Annotated in this window: 14 protein-coding genes; 6 read left to right on the top strand and 8 right to left on the bottom strand. The window is 68.9% G+C overall.

The features are described from left to right. Genes AB0I43_RS25930 through AB0I43_RS25920 form a run of 3 tightly spaced genes read right to left on the bottom strand, consistent with a single transcriptional unit; the run spans nt 1 to nt 8760 of the window. The gene (locus tag AB0I43_RS25930; RefSeq protein WP_357432721.1) at nt 1-6936 is read right to left on the bottom strand and encodes an SDR family NAD(P)-dependent oxidoreductase; all 6936 of its coding nucleotides are present in this window, start codon (nt 6934-6936) and stop codon (nt 1-3) included. Nucleotides 6937-6959: 23 nt separating this feature from the next. Next, nucleotides 6960-7571, bottom strand: a complete 612-nt coding sequence (locus AB0I43_RS25925) for a GDSL-type esterase/lipase family protein (protein WP_357432720.1) — start codon at nt 7569-7571, stop codon at nt 6960-6962. After that, nucleotides 7558-8760, bottom strand: a complete 1203-nt coding sequence (locus AB0I43_RS25920) for an NAD(P)/FAD-dependent oxidoreductase (protein ID WP_357432719.1) — start codon at nt 8758-8760, stop codon at nt 7558-7560. The genes AB0I43_RS25925 and AB0I43_RS25920 overlap by 14 nt, the downstream gene beginning before the upstream one ends. A 213-nt stretch (nt 8761-8973) precedes the next feature. Here AB0I43_RS25920 and AB0I43_RS25915 point away from each other — a divergent pair, with 213 nt between their 5' ends. Then, a complete protein-coding gene (locus AB0I43_RS25915) occupies nt 8974-9513 on the top strand; it encodes a PaaI family thioesterase (RefSeq protein WP_356974151.1) in 540 nt (179 codons plus the stop codon). Here the strand turns inward: AB0I43_RS25915 and AB0I43_RS25910 are convergent. The 5 genes from AB0I43_RS25910 to AB0I43_RS25890 form a co-directional block, all read right to left on the bottom strand. Beyond that, nucleotides 9501-11267, bottom strand: a complete 1767-nt coding sequence (locus tag AB0I43_RS25910) for an AMP-dependent synthetase/ligase (RefSeq protein WP_357432718.1) — start codon at nt 11265-11267, stop codon at nt 9501-9503. The genes AB0I43_RS25915 and AB0I43_RS25910 overlap by 13 nt on opposite strands. Next, nucleotides 11264-12844, bottom strand: a complete 1581-nt coding sequence (locus AB0I43_RS25905) for a PfaD family polyunsaturated fatty acid/polyketide biosynthesis protein (protein ID WP_357432717.1) — start codon at nt 12842-12844, stop codon at nt 11264-11266. The genes AB0I43_RS25910 and AB0I43_RS25905 overlap by 4 nt, the downstream gene beginning before the upstream one ends. Nucleotides 12845-12904: 60 nt before the next feature. Continuing rightward, on the bottom strand, nt 12905-13783 hold the full coding sequence (locus AB0I43_RS25900; RefSeq protein WP_357432716.1) for an alpha/beta fold hydrolase: 879 nt from the start codon (nt 13781-13783) through the stop codon (nt 12905-12907). Beyond that, complete coding sequence (locus tag AB0I43_RS25895) at nt 13783-14229, bottom strand: YiiD C-terminal domain-containing protein (RefSeq protein ID WP_357432736.1); 447 nt, start codon at nt 14227-14229, stop codon at nt 13783-13785. The genes AB0I43_RS25900 and AB0I43_RS25895 overlap by 1 nt, the downstream gene beginning before the upstream one ends. Before the next feature lie 144 nt (nt 14230-14373). Then, nucleotides 14374-15312: a LysR family transcriptional regulator gene (locus AB0I43_RS25890; RefSeq protein ID WP_356974156.1), complete on the bottom strand. Its 939-nt coding sequence runs from the start codon at nt 15310-15312 to the stop codon at nt 14374-14376. Between the two features lie 373 nt (nt 15313-15685). On the opposite strand from AB0I43_RS25890, the gene AB0I43_RS25885 reads away from it, so the two are divergent. Genes AB0I43_RS25885 through AB0I43_RS25865 form a run of 5 tightly spaced genes read left to right on the top strand, consistent with a single transcriptional unit; the run spans nt 15686 to nt 21003 of the window. Beyond that, nucleotides 15686-16909, top strand: a complete 1224-nt coding sequence (locus AB0I43_RS25885) for a cytochrome P450 (protein ID WP_357432715.1) — start codon at nt 15686-15688, stop codon at nt 16907-16909. Nucleotides 16910-16946: 37 nt separating this feature from the next. Next, entirely contained in the window at nt 16947-18239 is a 1293-nt protein-coding gene (locus AB0I43_RS25880) for an ABC transporter substrate-binding protein (protein ID WP_357432714.1), read from the top strand. A 52-nt stretch (nt 18240-18291) separates the two neighbouring features. Next, nucleotides 18292-19278 carry a sugar phosphate isomerase/epimerase gene (locus AB0I43_RS25875; protein WP_357432713.1) on the top strand — a complete coding sequence of 329 codons (987 nt, stop codon included), beginning with the start codon at nt 18292-18294 and terminating at the stop codon, nt 19276-19278. Continuing rightward, a complete protein-coding gene (locus AB0I43_RS25870) occupies nt 19275-20201 on the top strand; it encodes a sugar ABC transporter permease (RefSeq protein WP_356974160.1) in 927 nt (308 codons plus the stop codon). The genes AB0I43_RS25875 and AB0I43_RS25870 overlap by 4 nt, the downstream gene beginning before the upstream one ends. Then, a complete protein-coding gene (locus AB0I43_RS25865; protein WP_357432712.1) occupies nt 20188-21003 on the top strand; it encodes a carbohydrate ABC transporter permease in 816 nt (271 codons plus the stop codon). Before AB0I43_RS25870 ends, AB0I43_RS25865 begins: the two co-directional genes overlap by 14 nt. The last annotated feature ends 6 nt before the right edge of the window (nt 21004-21009 follow it).

Below are 21009 nucleotides of genomic sequence, written 5' to 3'. Positions count from 1 at the left end.
TCACGCGCGCTGCTCACGTAAGCGCACTGCCTCGGCGAACTTCTCGGTCATCTCCGGTGTGGCGATGACCGCGAGATCGGAATAGCGCTGCAGGACGGTGCCGTTCGGATCGCACGCGGTCACCGTCACGGTGACCTCGGTGCGCCCGGTATTGGCGCGCAGGTCGTCGACCACCACCACGAACGGACTGTCGTCGGGCAGCGGGGCGAAGTACTCGATGCGCCCGATCGACAGCGGCAGGCAGGCCGAGTCCATGAACCACACGCCGAGCAGTGCCCCGGCTTGGATCACCACATCGGCCAGCACCGGACTGTGCAGTGCCCCTGCGTAATTGCCTGCGCCGATCCTGGTGTCGGGAAGCCGGCATTCGACGACGAGGCGGCGTTCCGCTCGCTCGAGAATGCGGCGGACACCCTGCAGCAGCGGCCCGTGGAACAGATCCGCGGCACGGTAGACGTCGAGCCCGTTCTCCGGTCCCGCGCCGACCGCGTAGCCCGGCCAGTCGGAAAGCACCGGGGCAGCACCGGTTTCGGCCGCGAGGAGGAACGTTCCGGTGAAATGCGACGGCGCCAGCGGCTTGCCGGGCTCGTCGCCGCGGATCCAGACCGTGACGCCGAGGCGGTTGTCGACGACCGTCCCCGCCTGCACCTCGAGCCGGTAGGCGGACTCGCCCTTGCCGTCGTACACGATTCCGCGCAGCACCTCGAAACCGGTGCATTCGACGACGCGCAGGCCCGGGTTGGCGCGTTCGAGGACGTTGATCGCCCAACCGACCCCGGCGGCGGCCGGGAACACCGGGAACTTGCCGACTCGGTGGTCTCCGATCACCGGGTCCGCGGCCAGTGGCGCGAGATCGCGAGTGGTAGCGAACGGACCCGCCGGGGCGAGGGTGGCGGCCGTGGCCAGCGGGGCGGCGGGCCCGACCAGCACCGAGAGGTCGTCGGCGCGATCGGGACCGAACTGTTCGGCGAACATCCGGGCGCCGGCATCCATCCCGAGCAGGGCGACACCGCGAGCGTGGAAGACTTCGCGCAGTTGCGGAGTCACCATGCCGCCGTCCCAGGCGCCCCAGTTCACGGTGGTGACGTGCCCGGCGAAACCCTGCCGTCGCCAGCTGATCGCCGCCCGGTTCAGGGCTTCGTTGGCGACCGCGTAGTCGGCCTGGCCCGGATTGCCGTAGACCCCGGCCACCGACCCGAACAGGATGAGGTGCCCGAGCGTGGCGTCGCGCAGGGCGGTGACGACGTTGTACAGCCCGTCCAGCTTGGTCGCGAGCACGAGTCGGATGTCGACGGCGGTCTTCGCGGGGAGCAGTGAATCGGCCAGTGCACCCGCACCGTGCACGATGCCGGTGACCCGGCCCGCGTCCTCGGCGAGGGCCCGCTCGGTGGCTTCGGCATCGGTGATGTCGACCGCGAGGTAGCGCACCCGCGCGCCGGTCCCGGACACCGCTTCGACGGTCGCGCGGATCTCACGCTGCGCCAGCAGGTTCCGGGTGATCCGGTCGATCTGCTTCGGTGTCGGCTGTGCGCCCTCGGCGCGCACGGCGGCGATGGCGGCGGCCTTGAGGGCGTCATCGGCGACGCCTTCCGCCCATCCCGGTTCGTCGTCGAGTTCGGTGCGTCCGAGCAGGATGAACTCGCAGGGCCGTCGAGCGGCCAGTTCACGAACACACCGCGCGGTCACTCCCCGCGCACCTCCGGTGACGACGAGGACATCGTCGACGGTGAGCGTGAGTTCGGCTGCGGGACCGGTGATTTCGACCGGTTGCGGGCGCAGCGTCCACCGGGTGCCGTCGGCGTCGACACCGACTTCGCGGGCGTCCAGGGCGGCGTCGTCGAGTTCGGCGAGGACGGATTCGACGAGCGCCGCACCGGTGACCTCCGGCGCGAAATCGAGTGCCCGGCAGAACAGTCCGGGCGCCTCCTGCGCGAGCGTCTTGATCAGACCACTGGCACCGCCGACGACCGCAGCCGCGGCAGCTCGATCACCTCGGTGGCCCAGCCTGCCGTCGATTCGGGTGAACGTGACGAAGGCGGCCCGCGTACCGGATTCGGCGGTCGCCACCAGGCGGTCGTGCACCAGCGTGGCGGAATGGATCGTATCGGCGAGCCGATGACCACCCACCAGCCACTGGCTGTCCGCCGGCAGGACCGTCAGGCACAGGTCCAGCCGCACAACATCTTTCAGTGCCGACTCGATCGCTGCTTGCACGTCGGCGGCGTCCCATGCCGCTACACCCGCGTCGGCGCGGGCCGCGACCGAGGCCGTGTGCACGGTCCAGCCCTGCTGCTCGAGGCCGCCGGCGAGCGTCGCCGCGGTGCTGTCACCGTGATCGATGATCAAGGCCGTGCGCTCCGCCGCATAGGGCTCGGCGAGGCGATCGATAGTGGGCAGTTCGACCGGCACGATTCGCGCCAGCACCGGGTCGTCCTCGAGGGCCGCGATGTCGGCTCCCGGCCGCGGTCCGCGATGGGTGCCCGACTCGACCCCTGAGCCACGACCCTCCGCGGGGGCAGCCGGTGCGTGCCCGGCAGGCGCGGACCCGGCTCCGGATGCCGCGGAGCCCGCGACGAAATCCACGATGTCGCTCAGCGTCCGCAACTCCGCGACCTGCTCCGGCCCCACCACAGGCACACCCTCGACGCGCTCTCCGACCGCGCCCATGATCTGCACACGCTTGATCGAATCCACACCCAGATCCGCCTCCAGATCCAGCGACAACGCCAACATCTCCGGCGGATAACCGGTCTTCTCCGAAACCACCTGCGACAGCACCGACCACACGGTGTCGGCGTCGACCACCGAACCGGAGACAGGCTCTCCGCCCGAGGCGGCAACAAAGTCCACGATGTCGCTCAAGGTCCGCAGTTCTGCGACCTGCTCCGGCCCGACCACAGGCACACCCTCGATACGCTCACCGACCGCCCCCATGATCTGCACACGCTTGATCGAATCCACCCCCAGATCCGCCTCCAGATCCAGCGACAACGCCAACATCTCCGGCGGATAACCCGTCTTCTCCGAAACCACCTGCGACAACACCGACCACACCGCGTCCGCATCGACCACCGAACCCGACGCGGGTTCCGCGCTCGCCACCGGAACCGCCGAGGCGGCAACGAAATCCACGATGTCGCTCAAAGTCCGCAACTCCGCGACCTGCTCCGGCCCTACCGTGGGCACACCCTCGACGCGCTCTCCGACCGCGCCCATGATCTGCACCCGCTTGATCGAATCCACCCCCAGATCCGCCTCCAGATCCAACGACAACGCCAACATCTCCGGCGGATAACCCGTCTTCTCCGAAACCACCTGCGACAGCACCGACCACACGGTGTCGGCGTCGAGCGCCGGTCCCGGCGCAGGCTCTCCGTTCGATACGGGAACGGCCAGGGCATCGGGCGTCCGGTGCGCTGAAACCGTGTCGGTGACCAGCTCAGGAGCTGCCGCCGGGGCCGGATTCGACAGCGAGGAAGCGGTTTGCGGATGGGCGGCCGGAGCTGTGGGGCTCTGCCGGTCGAGCAGCGCCGTCGCGTCGGCGTGGAAGCCGTTTCCGTTGCCGGTGGGGAGTTCGGCGTGGAAGCCGTTCGATCCGTTCGGGCTCGAGGCGTCGCGGGCCGGCGCCGGGGATCCGTATTCGAGGCCGGACAGCGAGGCGAGGATCTCGTTGACCCGGACGTGGGTGCGGCCGATCGCCAGGCTCTGCTCCTTGATCGCGTGCACCGTCGAGTGCAGGCGATCGTCGGCGCACCCGGTCCGCTGCGCGTCGCGCAGTACCGAGACCAGTCCTTCGGCGACCTCCAGTTGCCCCTGCGCGTACCGGCTGTGGATATCGAGGTGCTGCTGGGCGGCCGCGTCGAGCACCGGGGCGGACCGGCCCGCGACCGTCGACGCTGCCCGAACCTGGGCGGGCCGTGGGGCTTCGGCGGCCACCGGCGACCGGTCGGCGGCGTGCGCGATCGCCTGCTCCTGGGCGGCGGCGTAGGCCTCGGCGACCGCTCGCTCCTGCGCCGCGGCGTGCGCCTGCGCGGCCGACTGCGCCTGCGCCGCGGCCTCGGTTTCGGCGGCGACCCGCGCCCGCGTCACAGCTTCCAGCACGGTGTGCTCCTCGATTCCCTTGCGGTAGAGCTCTTTACGGGATTCCGGCACGTAGTCGCGGCCGGTGAGCCGGACCACCATGCCGGGCGCCTCCGGCACCGCGAACGGCGCGGCGTCGTGGCGGTGGATATCGACGATCGGCGCGCCGAGCACCGCCAGTTGCAGCGCGGCCTTCTTCAGCGCCACATCGCTGTCGCCGGTCGGCCCCTGGTCGGTCGACAGCGCGATCACCTCGGCGCCGAGCGTGCGGCGGACGAGCGAGGTGAGCGTGGCCTTCGGCCCGAATTCGACGAACACATTGCAGCCGTCGGCCTGCATCGCCCGCAGGCCGGCCACGAACTCGACGGTTTCGAGCAGCTGGTCGGTGAGGACGCGGCGGTTGGTCGCGACCCGGGAACCGTATTCGGCGTCACGGGAATTCGCGTAGATCTTGGCCTTGGGGGCACGGATCGCGACGCTCTTGACCGCGGCCTTGAACGGCTCGACGGCGTGGGCGACGTAGCGCGTGTGGAACGCTCCGGCCACCGGCAACTCACGCACGGTCAGTCCACGGGCCCGGCCCGCCGCGACGAACTCCGCGACGGCCGCGGTGCCGCCGCCGACCACCACCTGGTCGGGCGCGTTGTGGTTGCACACGCTCACATCGGGATGGTCGGCGAGGAGCGCGTTGACCTGTTCCCGGTCGGCCTGCACCGCCGCCATCGTGCCCGCGTCGGCGTCGGTGTCGATCGCCATCGCCGCACCGCGTGCCCGGGCGAGAGTGAAGTAGTCGGCGTCGTCCAGCGACCCCACAGCCCACAGCGCGGTCAGCTCACCGAAGCTGTGACCCATGAATCCCTGCGGGGTCAGACCGCGCTCGGACAGGAACCGGTACTGGCCCACCGACAGCGCCGCGATCGCGGGCTGCGCGAACTCGGTGCGCCGCAGCGTCGCCTCCTGGGCGTTGCGCGCCTCGGGGTCGAACACCGGCGGCGGGAACACCACCGCGGCCGGCGGCCGGGCCGCGTCGGCGAACACCGCGTTGGCCTCGTCGAAGGCGGTGGCGACGGTGGGGTTGTTCAGCACCGCGGCCAGACCCATCTCCACGTACTGGCTGCCCTGACCGGCGAACAGCGCGCCGATCTTCAGATCCGGCAGGGCCCGCCGGCGGAAGACGATGCCGCGCGGATGGTTCCACTCCTCGGCGGCGCCGGCCAGTTCGGTCACCGCCAGCGCGCGCAGCGCCGACGCTTCCTCGTCGTCGCGCGCCACGAACCCGACGCGGGCGTGCTCGGCCGGAATCCCGCCGTCGCCGTTCGGAGCGGCGCCCGAGCTCAGCAAGCTCGCCAGTTCGGTCGTCGACGGCGCGTGCCACAGCTGGACTCGCGCGGTGCGGTGCATCGTCAGCGCGGGTCCGCGCTCACCGCCCGCCTCCTCGAGGATCGTGTGGAAGTTGGTGCCGCCGAAGCCCATCGCCGACGCGGCGGCCCGGCGCCGCGGCCGGTGCGGATCGCGGATCCAGGGCCGGGTCCGGGTGTTGATGTAGAGCGGGGAGGAATCGTCGAGCGCCTTGTTCGGCGCGGTGACGTTGATCGTCGGCGGCAGCACCTTGTGGTGCAACGCCAGCGCCAGCTTGATCAGGCTGGCCGCGCCGGCGGCGCCCTTGGTGTGCCCGATCTGGGATTTGACGCTGCCGATCGCGGCGTACCCGGTGTCGTCGGTGGCCTCGCGCAGTACCGCGGTCAAGGCGGCGAGTTCGGTCTGATCGCCGACGCGGGTGCCGGTGGCGTGCGCCTCGAACAGTCCGATCGTGGCGGGCGAGCAGTCCGCGTCCGCGTAGGCGCGGCGCAGTGCGGCCTGCTGGCCCTCGGCGCGCGGGGCGTAGATGCTCTTGAAACGCCCGTCGCTCGAGGACCCGATGCCCTTGATCACCGCGTACACCCGGTCGCCGTCGCGCTCGGCGTCGGCGAGGCGCTTGAGCGCGATCATGCCGATGCCCTCGCCGACCAGGGTGCCGTCGGCACTGTCGTCCAGCGGCTTGATGACACCGGACCGCGACAACGCCCCGACCTTGCTGAAGCACAGGTAGCCGAAGATCGAGTTCTCGGTGTCGCAGCCACCGGTGATCATCATGTCGGCGCGCCCGGACACCAGTTCGCTGATCGCGACGTGCACCGCCGACAGCGAACTCGCGCACGCCGCGTCGACGGTGCAGTTCATGCCGCCCAGGTCGAGGCGGTTGGCGACGCGGCCCGCGATCACATTGCCCAGCAGGCCGGGGAACGAGTTCTCCTCCCACGACGGGAACGCGTCGGCGTACTTCTGCGCGATCTGCTCGGCGTCGGCCTGGGTCAGCCCGCAGCTGCGAATGACCTCCTTGAGCACCGGCGTCGACAGGCGGGCGGCCAGCGGATGCGACAACGTCGTCGGTCCGGCGACGCCGAGCACCACACCGGTGCGCTCGGGCCGGTACCAATCCGATCCGGGCGCGCCCGCGTCCGCGAGCACATCCCGGGCGACGAGCAGGCTCAGCAACTGCACGACCGTGGTGACCTCGAGCTGGTTGGGCGGCAGCCCGAACTCGGTGACGCTGAACGGCGACTCGGGCACGAAACCGCCACGGCGGCAGTAGGTCTTGTCCGGCGCCGACGGGTCGGCGTCGTAGTAGTCGTCGAGATTCCAGCGCGTGGCCGGAACGTCGGACATGCAGTCCGCGGCGTCGACGACGTTCTGCCAGAAGTCACGGAAGTTGGCGGCCATCGGGAACAGCCCGCTCAATCCGACGATCGCGATCGGGTTGTCGGCCAGTCGCCGTGTCAGGGCCGGTTCTTCGGGGTGCCGAAGGTGGTCGTTCATGGTTGCTATCCCTTGTCTTCTGCTCAGAGTCGCGTAACTCGCACAGTCCGGACCTCGTCGATGAGGTCGGCCATCGCCGTGCCGATGAGCTGATGGCCCGCCGGGCTCGGATGCATGCCGTCCGGGGACCACATGACCGGGTCCGCGGTGATGGGTGCGTTCACCAAATCGAGTCGCACGAGCTCGAACTCGTGGACGAGGTCGTCGAGATAGTCGTTGGCTTGCGCGAATCGCGTGCGCAGCACCGCGCGCGACGATTCGGGCAGGCCGGGCAGGCGGTCGGGAATGTTCGGCCAGTTCGTGGTGAACACCAGCCGATCCGAGCGCACCAGCCCGGCGTAGATGTGACGCAGGTTGCGGCGGAAGCGATCCGGGTCGTAGTCGGTGACCAGGTCGTTTCCGCCGACGATCACGCCGATCAGCGGAGCGTCGGCGGCGAGGGCGACCGGCAACTGCCGGTCGACGACATCCTGCGTGGTAGCTCCGTACGAACCGAGGTTCAATGTCGCGCCGGATATTCCGAGCAGGTGCTCGACGTGCGCGACAAATCCCGCGAAGGAGCCGTCGGCCTGGACCGAACCGCCGCGCCCCTCCGCGAAACTGTCGCCGAGCACCATCAGCTCATGCGTTGGCACCGAGTAATTTCGCGATGCGTTCCGGAGCGAAGAATTCCTCGCCGGTCATTCCGCCGCCGACCATCGCGTAGAAATCCTTGGCGTATTCTTCGTTGTGTTCCAGCGCACGGAAAATGGCCAGCAATTGCGGGGTCAGTTCGAGCGTGGAGATCGTGCAGGTGAATTCGAAACCCGACTGCGATTTCTCGTCACGCTCGCGCTGGTAGTCGGCGAGGGCCTCGGCCATCGGCCGCTGGCCGGTCAGACCCTCGTGTATACGCTCGGCGAGCAGCGCCGCGTAGTCGAACGCGTCCGAGATCCCGAGTCCGGTGAACGGGTCCTTGTGGTAGCCCGCGTCGCCGACCAGTGCCCAGCCCGCGCCGTGCGACTGGCGGCGGTAGTTGTCCGGATACCGCATCGGGTAGAAACGGTCCTCGCGCTTGCCCTTGGTGACGAGTTCCTCGGCGAACTCGGGCAGGATCTCGCGAGCGACCTGCACGAAGTTGGCCTCGACGTCGGTACGGAAATCGGCGTAGGCGTCGATCTTGCGCATGACCGCGACGAGCGTCTGGTCGTTGTGGGTCGGCCAGATACCGATCTGCTGCTTGTCGCCGATCCGGCTGTGGAACTCGGTCTGCGACAGGCCGCTGAAGTAGCTGTAGTAGATGAAGCACTCGGCCGGGACCTTCGTGTAGATCTCGGCGCCGACCGCATTGGCGACGAAGGAGTTGGTGCCGTCCGCGCCGATCACGATGCGGGCCCGCTCCTCGGTGACCTCGCCCCCGGCTACCGAACCGCGAATACCGACGACCACGCCGTCCTCGATGATCAGCTCGCTGACGGTGTAGCCGGTGCGGACTTCGGCGCCGGCCTCTTTCGCGCCCTCGACGAGGATCGCGTCGAGTTCGGTGCGCCGCGGCGCGTAGGTGGCATCGATGCCCTGGATCGGATCGGCGAATCCCGCGATGACGATGTCGAGGTAGGACACGGTCATCCGTTTGATCGCCGGCACACCGGTGGCGATCAGCTTGTCGAGCAGGCCCCACTGGGCCAGCCGGGCCAGCCCGCGCTGCTGGATGTAGTGCGTCGAGACGGTGTCGCTGGGGAAGGTGGCGCGGTCCACCACCAGGACTCGATGCCCCTGTCTCGCCAGCAACATGCCGACCGGTGAACCCGCGCATCGCGCGCCGACAACAATCGCGTCATACATCAGGGTGACTCCTCGGTAAATAAAACGCTTGTGGCCCCGGTTGCGATTTTACGGAGACGAACCGCATGATCCGGCGACCGATTTCCAATCGGATTACATGAATAGACGTTCCCGAACAATGGATCCGAGTATTGGCGTTCCAGCAGCTCGAATGATTGGTTGAATTCAACTTCCGTTCATCATGAAAAACGGTTCGATATGGGCTAATTGGGCATGCCTACTGGAAATGAACCGGCCCCCGGAATCGCCGCAGCGCAGGCTCGGCTGACGAATATCTCCGGCGCCGCGGCGCCGGACTACGAACAGATCCGCAAGACCGTCGACACACTCGTCCCGTTCGTGAATCTGGTGGGAGTGCGGATGACCGAACTGGGGCCCGGCTCGGCGGTGGCCGAGATCCCCGAGACGCCGGAGATGAGCAATCACCTGGGCACCGTGCACGCGGGCGCGCTGTTCCTGGCCGCCGAAGTCGCTTGCGCCGGTGCGTTTTCCGGCGTCATCGCGCCGCGCATCCTGCACGTGCGGACCTTCGTGCTGCGCAGCACCAAGGCCACCTTCTTCCGGCCGGCCCGCGGGCGGATTCGCGCCAGCGGCACGGTGAGCTCCCCGGTCCTGGCCGAGGTGGTCGGGCGCGGGACCGAGGAGCAGTTCGACCTCACCGGAAAGGCGCTGCTGCACGACGACGGCGGCGCGCTGCTGGCGAAGGTGGACCTCGAGTACTTCTGCTGGCTGGCCCCGGGTCAGCCCGGGTAGAGCTCGGCGATGACGGCGTCGAAGTCGGCTTCGATCGCTGCGCGACGCAGCCGCAACGACGCCGTCAGCTGACCCTTTTCCATCGAGAAGTCCTCCGCGAGAACGGCGAACCGGCGGATCGACTCCGCCTGGGAGACGAGCTGGTTCGCCGCCTCGACAGCGGCCGAGATCTCCGCGAGCAACCGGGCGTCACCGGTCGGGACACCGCCAGAGAGGTCCACGCCCCGCTCCGCCGCCCAGCGCGCCAGCACCACCGGATCGACGGTGATCAGGGCGGTCACATACGGCCGGCCCTCACCGACGAGCATGCAGTTACTGACCAAGGCGTGCAGGCGAACCCGGTCTTCCAGGGGCGCGGGCGCCACGTTCTTGCCGCCGCTGGTGACGATGATCTCCTTGCGCCGGCCGGTGATGAACAGGAATCCGTCCTCGTCGAGCCGGCCGAGATCACCGGTGGCCAGCCAGTCCTCGGCCGGACGACCGCCGTCGGGCCAGTATCCGGGGAAGACCTGCGGGCCACGGACCAGGATCTCGCCGTCGTCGGCGATCGCGACGGTCGTGCCCGGCACCGGCCGGCCCACCGCGTTCGCCCGATTGGCTTGCGGCGCACTCATACTCACCGTCGAAGCGGCCTCGGTGAGGCCGTACGCGCCGATGATCTGCACACCGATCCCGGTGAAGAAGTCCGCTGTCGACGGCTCCAGCGAAGCGCCGCCCGCGACCATGTGCTCGAGCCGGCCGCCGAGCATGCCGCGCCATTGCCCGCCGATCTCGGCGTCGATCACCGCACTCGCCGGGGGCTGCCGACCGTGCCGGCGGGCGTGCCCGATCGCGATCGCCGCCGCCTCCGCGGCGTCGTACCGATCGCCGCCGAGCGCCTGCCGTGCCGCCTTGCGGATCTTCTCCAGCACATAGGGGACGCCGATCAGGAATGTCGGTGCGAAGGCGGGCAGCTCGGCGGGCAGTTGCGCGGGCGTGGCGACCAGACCGGTCCGGACCCCGGCCAGGACGCAGCCGAACTGCACGACCCGCCCGTACACGTGCGCGAGCGGCAGGAACAGCAGGGTCGACGCGGGATCGGCAGGGGTGCGCCGGAATACCGTGTCGAGCAGTTCGACCACATTGGCCGCGGCGGCGAAGATGTTGCGGTGCGTCAGCATGCAGCCCTTGGGCACGCCGGTGGTGCCGCTGGTGTAGACGATCGTCGCGATGTCATCGGCGCGCACCCCCTGCCGACGCTCGGTGGCCGCGGCGTCGTCGACCGCCGCGCCCTGCTCGATCAGCGCGGGCAACGACGAGCCGAGCAGCCAGGCCCGCCCGTCCAGCCCGACCAGCTCGCGCTGTTCGACCGTCTCCACGAAACACGCGCGGGGACGGGCATCGGCCACGATGTGGCGGATCTGCTCCGCCGAGGACGTCGGATACACCGGCACGACCACCGCGCCCACGCTGAGCACCGCGAAGTCCACCGCCGACCATTCGAAACTGGTGCCACCGAGGATCAGCACCCGATCATCCGCGCCGATTCCGTTGGCCATCAAGCCTTTCGCCAGTCCGAGGACCAGTCGAGCGAACTCGCCGTAGCCGACGTCGAGCCAGCCCTCGGCCGTCTTGCGGCTGAACACGACGGCCGCCGGGTCCGCTTCGGCCTTGCCGAACACCATGTCGGCCAAGTTGTCGCCATCGGCCATCGTGACCAGCGGCGCGACACTATATTCCTGGACGACCCGGTGCTCCCGCACCGCGCTGCTCATCGCGACTCCATTCCGGTCAGCGGAGCCGGAACGTAGGTCGAGCAGCGACCCGGCAGCCGCACGCCCGCCGCACGCAGCTGACTCACGCGGGTGGCGAACGCCGCACCGCGCATGATCTGCAGCCCGACCTCGGCGACCCGGCGTTGCTCCGGCGCCGCCAGATGGGTTCCGGCGACCCAGTCGTTGAACGCGCCCATCGCGGGTCCGCACCAGATCTGATAGTCCGCGGTGCGCTCGGGCGTCGCGGCCGTGCTCCAGCCCGATGATCGGCCCAGATACCACCGGAAGATCAGTGCCATACGGCGTTTCGGGTTGTCCTCGGCCCGCGCGATCTGCTCGGGATCGCGCTCGCGGAAGTAGCCGAGGCAGTCGTCCCACACCTCGTCGAACGAGCGGGCCAGGATCCGCTGCTCGATTTCGGCGCGTTCGGCGGCGGGAATCGCCTCGATGCCGTCGTAGCGCCGATAGGTGTCGTACAGCCGCCGCGCCCGGCTCGCGAACATCGTGCCGCGCTGCAGCACCTGCACGTCGACGCCGAGTTCGAACATGTCCGACGAGGGCGCCATCGTGGTGTCGGCGACGCCCGCCGAAGCCAGCAGCCGCTTCGCCGTATCGGACTGCGCCGCTTCGACGGTGGCCTGATTGACCGACCCGGTGACCACGTAGGAGGCGCCCATCGCGAAGGCCGCCGCGGCGGCCGCCGGGGTGCCGATGCCACCGGCCGCGCCGACCCGCACGCGCTGGGCGTACCCGTATTCGTGCTGGATGCGCTCGCGCACCGCCAGCAGCGACGGCAGCAGCACCACCAGCGGACGGCCATCGGTGTGCCCACCGGAGTCCGCCTCGCCGGTGATGTCGTCGGCCATCGGGATCGATGCCGCCCACTCGGCCTGCTCGGCGGTGATCTCCCCCGCGTCGAGCAGGCCGCGCACCAGGTGCCGCGGCGCCGGACGCAGGAACAGTTCGGCGACCTCCGCGCGAGACACCTTGGCTATCACGCGGTTCCGGGCTGTCACCTGCCCGTTCGGGTCGCGGTGCAGGCCGGCCAGCCGGTAGCGCACCACCTGCGGGGTCAGGTCGAGAAACGCGGACGCCTCGACACAGCGCACCTCGTGGCGCAGGCACACGTCGACGATCGCGCGTTCCAGTGCGCTCTCGCTCGGGCTGTGGATCAGGTTGCAGGCGAACGGTTTTCCCGGCGCTTCGCGGCCGATGGTGGCCAGCGCCTCGTCGATCCGGGCGGGCAGCACACCGGCCGCCCCGAACGAGGCGAGCATGCCCGCGCGCGCCATCGCGACCACCATCGAGGCCGAGGCGATGCCGTTGGCCATCGCACCGGCGTGGTAGGCGTAGTTCACGCCATGGGTCTGCCGGAACTCGTTGTTGCCCAGCGTTTCCGGCCGCAGCGCGGGAGCCGCGGCCAGTACTTGCGCGTCACGGGCGGCGGCGGCGTCGATGGTCACCGCGATGCCGCGATCGTCACGGACCACGAAGACCGGCTTGTCCAATTCCGACAGCGCCTGGTAGATGGAGTTGTCGTCCCTGGCGAGTGCCGAGGGTGCAAGGGAAGTCGTCACTGTGCCAATCCTTCTGGGAGCCCGAGGGCAGGTGTCGCTGTCGAGAGATGCCGGGCTCGGCTAGCTGGGCGGCCGGCCTTCGGTGATCCAGGCGCCGACCACCGGCGCCACCAGCTCGCTGTCCTTCACCCACGACGCATGGCCGATGTGGGTCAGGCCGGAGGTCCGGTCGATGTGCCAGCGGTGCTGCTTCGCCGCGCGCAACCGATTGCTCAGGAAACGCACCGTGGACTCGGGGCCGAGCGGGTCGCCGTCGAGGGAGATGAGCAGCACCGGCAGCGCGCATTCGCGCAGCAGCCGGTCGTAGTCGCGGGTACTGCCGCCGGGGCGATAGCCCCCGGTCCGCAGGTGGCGGGCCCAGTCGAGCATGACGCCCCCGGTCATCGGACCGATGCCGCTGCCGCCGGTCCACCGGCCGCGCAGCCGGACGACCGCGCCGACCCACAGTCCCTGGGCCAGCACTTCCAGACGCCGGCGCGGTTCGAACGACCACCAGTACACCGAACCCGTGCCGATCGTGGTGATGCTCGCGACCCGGCCCGGTTCGGCCGCCGCGAACAGCAGCGCGAGCTGTCCGCCGAGGCTGTGCCCGAACAGGTGCAGCGGCGCCTGCGGGAACCGCTCGCGCAGCGCGTCGGCCACGGCGGGCAGGTCGACTTCGACCAGCTCGCGATAGCCGAACCCGGGGCCCTCGCCCAGGGCGGGCTTGCTCTCGCCCTGGGCGCGCAGATCGACGACCGCGGCCGTGAGGCCGGCCGCGTGCAAGGCCGTGACCAGCGGCAGGTAGTACTTGGCCTTGATCGCCATGGCGGGCAGGATCAGCACGACCGGCGCGCTCGGATCCGCCTGCGGCAGTAGGCGTACCGCGAGGGCCGCGCCGTCGGGGGTGGGTACGGTGGTCGATTCCAGCCCGATGATCTCGGTGCGTCGCTCGCTCATCACGCCTCCGCGGCCAGGGTGCAGACGTAGTCGAGCGCGACCTTGCCGACCAGCACGCCCGCCGCGTCGTACATCAGCGCCCGCGCGTCCACGTCCACCCGCTGGCCGGCCTTGGCCGCCAGCACCGTCGCGACGTCGCTCGGGTCGATGACCCCGATCGCCCGGATCCGGCCGAGGGCGGGCTTGCGGAACGACAGCCGCGCGTCGCGCAGCACCAGCGTCTCGATGGCGGACAACCGGGTCGCCAGCGCGCCCACGAACGCGCAGGCGCCGGCGATATCGGCGGCCAGGAATTGCGCACCGGCGTGCACGGTGCGCAGATGGTTGAGGATGTAGGGCTCGTCGGGAATCTCCACGGTCGCGCGCCGCGGACTTATTTCGGTGATCTCGATACCCGCGTGGGTACCGAAAGGAACCAACTTGCTCACAATTCGCTGTAAGTACAAGTAGTCGGGGTTATCCGGATCGATCGCCTCGAATACCGAACCGAGGGTGGCTGAGGTTTTCAGTTCAGGTGCCATGTATTAATTGCACCATCCGCACCCGCCGGGCCGGATTTCCATTACCGATCCGAATCGACCGAATGGCAATCAACTCGCCAATGGTTCTCCGTACACCTTGCCCCGTATGGTGGACTGCAGGAAGTTCTTCGTCGAATCCAGGCTGTCGAGAAATACCTGTACCGTTTCGTTGGGACTGTCGACGCGCCAGGCGGCCTGCAATTCCACCACAGGTTCCGGATCCACGAGGGGAACCACCTTCAATCCCATCGGCCGCGGCTCGTCCATGCTGATGAACGACGCGAATCCCACATATCGGCGGGCCGCCACGGTGATCGCGGTGGCCACCGAATCGTTCATGTACTCGGCGACTTTCGGGAACGCGCCCGCCCGCTCGCTCGAGGTCATGATGGCGTCGTACATCGCCGGGCTCACCTCGCGGTTGAACAGCACGCACGGCGCCTCGGCCAGTTCGCGGATCGAGATCGAGGATCGGTCGGCCCACCGGTGCCCCTGCCCGACCAGTGCGCCGATGCGCACCTGTAGCAGACACCGCGACAGCACCAGCCCGCCGTTGGACGCGCCGCCGTAGAGCAGACCGACATCGATCTCCCCGCGCGTGAGAGCCGTGAGCTGCGGACCGGACCGGCCGGAGCTGAGCTTGGTGGTGATATTGGGGTAGCGCTCGTGCAATTGGGCCAGTGACCTGGGCATGATGAGCTGCCCGGCGCGGCCGTTGAACCCGATGGTGATCTTGCCCATGCGGCCGGCCGCGATGTCGCGGGCGGTGCTCGTCGCCGAGCGCACCTCCCCGAGTATCCGGCGCGCGTCGGCGCGGAACGCCTCACCCGCGGGGGTCAGCTGCACCACCCGCGACGTCCGCGACACCAGTTCGACGCCGAGATGGCGTTCCAGGCGCTTGAGCTGCTGACTCAGTGACGGCTGCGTGAGGTGGAGCCTGGCGGCCGCCCGCCCGAAGTGCAGTTCGTCGGCGATGGCAAGAAATGCCTCGATATGTCGTGTCTCCATATTGCGCGCCTCGCGTGATCAGGTACGTGACTCGTCCGAGATATGCACCTTGTATAGCGGCACCGCACGTCATTGAGGAACGCGACCGTGAAGATCAGGTGAGCAGCGCTCGAATTCCTGCCGCCCTACGGCGTGTCCACCCTGCCTCGCAGCGCGCCGCACCGCGCCGCGAACAGTGCTGTGAACACGGTCGATTCGCCAATCGAATCGCTGACACGGCGAAACCCGTCGATCCCTCGCCGGACGGCTCGATCCATTTCGTACCGTAATGGATCAATAATGCCTTTCGTGTTGTCGCCCACGACATCTGGATGGAAAACTTTTCCGCGGTGTGCCGAATAATTTCGACGCCGATTTCGAAGGAGCCCAGAAAATGACGACCACAGGTGCCAGCCAGCACGACGCCGAGATGACACTGGCCGCACTGTTTGCTCCGGACACGCGACCCGATCCCTACCCGATCCACCGCGCCCTGCGCACGAAGTCGCCGTTGGTCGCCAAAGGCGGCGACCTCGTCGTCATCGCCAACTACGCCGATTGCCAGCAGGTGCTGCGCGACCCATCGGTCCGCAACGACCCCAAGCTGTCCCGGCTCGGCAAGGATCACCCGGAGCGCTCGGAATCCCTGCTGTTCCTCGATCCGCCCGCGCACACCCGCATTCGGCGACTCGTGTCGAAAGCCTTCACCCCCAGGGTTATCCGGGCCTCGCAGCCGCAAATCCATTCGATCGTGGACGAACTGGTCGAGCAGATCGCCGGCAAGAGCGAGTTCGACGTGGTCTCGGAATTCGCGCTGCCCCTTCCGGTGCGGATCATGTGCGCCCTACTCGGTATTCCCGTCGAGGAATTCAGCGACTTCGAGCCCGCCGCCCGCCGGCTCGGCCGCGTCCTGGACTTCAACCTCGTCGTCCACAACGACGACCTGGAGGACGCCGAGGGCGCGCGCAACGAGTTGATGAACTACCTGAAGAACCTGATCGTCCGCAGGCGCGGCAACCTCGGCGACGACCTGCTCTCGCGGCTCATCGAGGTCGAGGAGGAAGGCGAGGTGCTCACCGAGAGCGAACTGCTCGCCACCTGCGTGCTGCTGATGGTCGCGGGCCACGAGACCACCGCCAACCTCATCGCCAACGGCGTGCTCGCCCTGCTCCAGCACCCGGACCAGCGCCAGATCCTCGGCGCCGACCCGGCATTGGGGATCAGCGCGGCCGACGAGGTGCTGCGCTACGACGCGCCGATCCAGTTCGTGATGCGCATCGCCACCCGCGACATGGAGATCAGCGGCACCGCGATCAGCCCCGGCACCGCGATGCTGGTCCTGCTCGCCGCGGCCAACCGCGATCCCCAGCACTACCCCGACGCCGACCGTTTCGATGTGGCCCGCGGTGCGGCCGACCACCTCGCCTTCTCCGCCGGGGCGCATTTCTGCCTCGCCGCCGCGCTGGGCCGGGCCGAAGGCGCCGCGGCGCTGTCCGCCTTCGCCGCGCGCGTGATCGACCCGGTGCTGGTCCCCGGTTCGCTGCGGTATCGCCCCAACGTGAACCTGCGCGGCATCCAGGACATGACCGTCACCCACGGCGGAGTCCGGCTCCGTTGACCTCAGATTCGGCTATCCCCTTCACAGAAAGCCTGTTATGAACTCGCACCACCACGGCCGTAAGGCCGGATGGGGGATCGTGCTCGTCGCGGTCACCACGCTGCTCGCGGCTTGCGGCCAGAACACCTCCGGTCCGGCCGCGGCCGACGACCCGGTGACCATCACCTTCCTGTCCTACACCTACGGACAGGCCAACCCGCTGGGCAAGGGCCTGGAGAAGTTGATCAACGACTTCCAGACGGCCAACCCGAAGATCACGGTCAAACCGCAGTCGGTCCCGACCTCCGACGCGCTCACCAAACTCCAGAGCGAAATGGTCGCGGGCAACCCACCCGACGTCGCGCAGATCGGCTGGAGCAAGGTCGCCCAGGCCTCGCGGACCTTGCCGCTGCGGTCCCTCGAAGAGGTCGCCGGGGCCGCCGAATGGAACTCGCACATGGCCGGTTTCGTGCCGTCGGTGCTGAAGGCGACCCCGGTCGCCGGCGACAAGAAGCCGGTCGCGGTGCCGTTCATGATGGCCACCCCGGTGGTCTTCTACAACGCCGACCTGTTCACCGCCGCCGGGCTCGACCCGGCCCAGCCGCCCAAGACGATGGCCCAGCTCAAGCAGGCCGCGCAGGCGATCCAGGACAAGACCGAGGCGCAGGGCGTGTATGTCTCGGCGGTCGACCCCGGCAAGTCCGATTACCTGACCCAGTCCCTGGTCAACAGCGCGGGCGGCGCCCTGGTGTCGAGCAGCGGGGACATCACCGTCGACTCGGCCCCGGTGATCACGGCGCTCTCGACGATCCAGGATCTGACCAAGTCCGGTGTGCAGCCCGCCGTCGATTTCGCCTCCGCGCAAGGAGCTTTCAACTCGGGCAAGCTCGGCATGCTGATCACCACCGGCGGCGGTCTGCTGACCCTCGACCAGGCCGCCAAGGGCAAGTTCGCCCTGCAGGTGGCGCCGCTGCCCGCCTTCGACAACCTGCCCGCCCGCCCCACCTTCTCCGGCTCCGGCCTGACAATCGCGGCCAAGGACACGGCCAAGGCGCGGGCCGCGTGGAAGTTCGTGCAGTTCCTCACCAATGACGACAGCTTCAAGCTGATCGCCTCGCAGATGGGCTACCTGCCGCTGCGGACCGCGGCGGAGTCCTCGGCCGACCCGCGGCTCGGCTCGGCCGTCAAGCAGATGGCCGACCTGACGCCCTACACCGCGTTCCCCGGCAAGCAGTCCAACCAGGGCGTCGTCATCCTCCAGGACGAGGCGGTCGAGCCGATCGTCCTGCGCGGCGCCGACCCGGCGGCGACCCTGCGCGCCGCCGCCGCGAAAATCCGCGACCTGAACTGAGTTCGACCGCACCCCTCCGCCGCACCATCACCCGCCTCGAAGAGAGCCAACGTTGTCACACCAGGCATTCGCACACCTGCCACCGAACGGTTCACCGAACGGTGGCGCGGTCCCGAACAAGATCGGCCTGACGGTCAATCCATGGTCGGGAAAGCAGCTCCTGCGTTCCGATTTCGAGGAGATGCGCGAATTCCTCGACGAGGCCGCCGCCGCCGGATTCGGCTACGCCGAACTCGGTGGCGGCGGACTCGGGGTGGTGATCGGCGGGCGGGCGCACCGCTCCCGGCTGGCGGCGCTGCGCGACGCGCTGGCCGGGTGCCCGCTGCGACTCACCTTGCACAGCTCATGGCATTCGTCCGGCCGCACCGGCAACCTGCTCGACAGCGCGAGCGCGCCCGCCCAGCGCTCGGGCCTGCAGGCCGATCTCGACGTGGCCGCCGCGATCGGCGCCGAGGTGCTGGTCTACCACGCCGGGGTGCTGCCGAACCTGTACACCGACGGTGCGGCGCTGACCGCGGGCATGGCGACCGAGCGCGCGATGCTGCGCGACCTCGCCGACGAATCCGGCGCCCGCGGGGTCATGATCGCGGTCGAGAACCGGGCGCCCGGCCCCGCGGTCCTGGCCCGCCGGTCCTACGGCATGCGCCTGGATCTGGTCGCCGAGCAGGTGCAGCAGATCGATCACCCCGCGGTGTCGATGTGCCTCGATGTCGGCCACGCCTATTTGTCGGCCGGCTACCTCAATTACGACTTCCTGGAGGCGATTCGCGACGTCGCCCCGGTCGTCGGGCATGTGCACCTGCACGACAACTTCGGCCGGATGGCCAGCCAGCCCGACGCCAGCCCGTACGAACTCGAACTCCTCGGCGAGGGCGACCTGCACCTGCCGCCCGGTTGGGGCACGATCCCGTTGCCCGAGGTCTTGTCGACGGCCTTCCCCCGCGACCCGGCGATCATCATCGAAATGCGCCACGCCCGCCACTACGCCGAGGCCCTGGACACCACGCTGCGGATGCTCGAAGTGCGAGCCGGGGCATGACCCTCCTCGAGACTCGCGAGGTGCGGCGAAAGGTGCGCGCGGCCGAGCGACCCGCCGCGACCGGGGTGGCCTGGCTGTACTTCTCACCGGCCATGCTCTCGATCGTGGTGTGGGTCTACGGTCCCCTCGTGTTCACCGCGGTGCTCAGCTTCCTCGACTGGAACCTGATCTCCCCCGACATCGAGCCGGCCGGCCTGGACAACTACGAAACCCTCCTCACCGAGCCGGAATTCGGCAACGCGGCCTGGAACACGCTGAAGTACGCGGTGCTGGTGCTGCCGTTCGCGACGGTCATCCCGTGCGCGCTGGCGATCGCGCTGTGGAAGCGGCCGGGCCGGGCCAGCGAGTTCTACCGGATGCTGCTGTTCCTGCCGGTCGTCCTCGCACCGGTGGCCAATGCGCTGTCGTGGCAGTTCATCCTGGACCCGCTCTACGGAACCCTGAATCAGGTGCTCGGATTCGCCGGTGTGGCACCGATCAACTGGCTCGGCGACCCGGCCACCGCGCTGCCGACCGTCGTCGCGGTGACGGCGCCGAAAGTGGTGGCGCTCAACACCTTGCTGTTCGGCGCGGCGCTGGCGAACCTGGATCGCCGCACCATCGACGCCGCGCGCCTGGACGACGCCACCGAGGGTGAGATCACCCGGGCGATCATCCTGCCCCAGCTGCGCCGCCCGATCATTCTGCTCGGACTGCTGTCGATGGTGGTGGTGTGGCCGTGGCTGTTCACCAATATCGGTGTGCTCACCCGCGGCGGGCCGAGCAATGCCACCGACAACGTCTACTACCGGCTCTACACCTATGGCTTCACCTTCTTCGACGCGGGCACCGCGTCGGCGGCGGCCATTGTCATCGCCCTCGCCTTCGGGCTGCTCCTGACCTGCTACAACCTGCTCTCGAGGAGATTCCGTGCGACGCGGTGACGCGATCGGCAGGCACCTGCTACTGATCACAGCGATTGTGCTGATGCTGTTCCCGGTGGCGCTGGCCTTGGCCACCTCGTTCAAACCGGTGTCGACGATCTTCGATCTGAATCCGATTCCGTTTCCGGCGAGCCTGGAGAACTACGACCTGGCCATCGGCAGATTCCCGATCGGCACGCTGCTGTTCAACACCTTCGTGATGGCCGCGGGCGTCACCCTCGCGACGATGCTCGTCGCGGTGCCCGCCGCCTACGCGCTGGTCCGCTTCGAGAAGGCGCGCGGCCGCGGTTTCGTCCTCGCCGCCGTGGGTGTCTCGCTGCTGATCCCGCCGCAGGCACTGATCATTCCGCAGTTCCTGATGACCGCGAAGCTGGGTTGGCAGGGCCACACGATCGGGGTGATCATTCCGCAGCTGGGCGTCAGCGCTCTCGCGGTGCTGCTGCTGCGCGACCACATTCGTTCGGTGCCGCCCTCGCTGATCAGCGCGGCGGCGCTCGAAGGCGCCACGTCGTGGGAGATCCTGCGGCACGTGGTGCTCGGCGTGCTGCGCCCGGCGCTGGGCGCGGTGTCGATCCTGCTGTTCATCAGTACGTGGAACGAATTCTTGTGGCCGCTGCTGGTGATGCCCGATCCGCAGGACACCACCATCCAGCCGGGTCTGGCGCTGTTCCTCGGCCCGGAGAGCGCGCAGTTCGGGCCGATGCTCGCCGCGGCGATGCTGGCGTCGCTGCCGGTCGTCGTGATCTATGTCCTGGCGTCGCGACGGATCGCGGACGCCTTCCTTCATTCAGGGGTGCGGTAAATCGAC

The organism is Nocardia sp. NPDC050435 (genome assembly GCF_040655395.1).
GTDB lineage: Bacteria > Actinomycetota > Actinomycetes > Mycobacteriales > Mycobacteriaceae > Nocardia.
This window is presented reverse-complemented; position numbering and strand designations above follow the sequence as displayed.

Excerpts from the sequence above, each read along its gene's own strand:
- AB0I43_RS25930 (WP_357432721.1), bottom strand. The coding sequence starts at position 6,936 with ATGAACGACCACCTTCGGCACCCCGAAGAACCGGCCCTGACACGGCGA.
- AB0I43_RS25920 (WP_357432719.1), bottom strand. The coding sequence starts at position 8,760 with ATGTATGACGCGATTGTTGTCGGCGCGCGATGCGCGGGTTCACCGGTC.
- AB0I43_RS25915 (WP_356974151.1), top strand. The coding sequence starts at position 8,974 with ATGCCTACTGGAAATGAACCGGCCCCCGGAATCGCCGCAGCGCAGGCT.
- AB0I43_RS25910 (WP_357432718.1), bottom strand. The coding sequence starts at position 11,267 with ATGAGCAGCGCGGTGCGGGAGCACCGGGTCGTCCAGGAATATAGTGTC.
- AB0I43_RS25900 (WP_357432716.1), bottom strand. The coding sequence starts at position 13,783 with ATGAGCGAGCGACGCACCGAGATCATCGGGCTGGAATCGACCACCGTA.
- AB0I43_RS25890 (WP_356974156.1), bottom strand. The coding sequence starts at position 15,312 with ATGGAGACACGACATATCGAGGCATTTCTTGCCATCGCCGACGAACTG.
- AB0I43_RS25885 (WP_357432715.1), top strand. The coding sequence starts at position 15,686 with ATGACGACCACAGGTGCCAGCCAGCACGACGCCGAGATGACACTGGCC.
- AB0I43_RS25880 (WP_357432714.1), top strand. The coding sequence starts at position 16,947 with ATGAACTCGCACCACCACGGCCGTAAGGCCGGATGGGGGATCGTGCTC.
- AB0I43_RS25870 (WP_356974160.1), top strand. The coding sequence starts at position 19,275 with ATGACCCTCCTCGAGACTCGCGAGGTGCGGCGAAAGGTGCGCGCGGCC.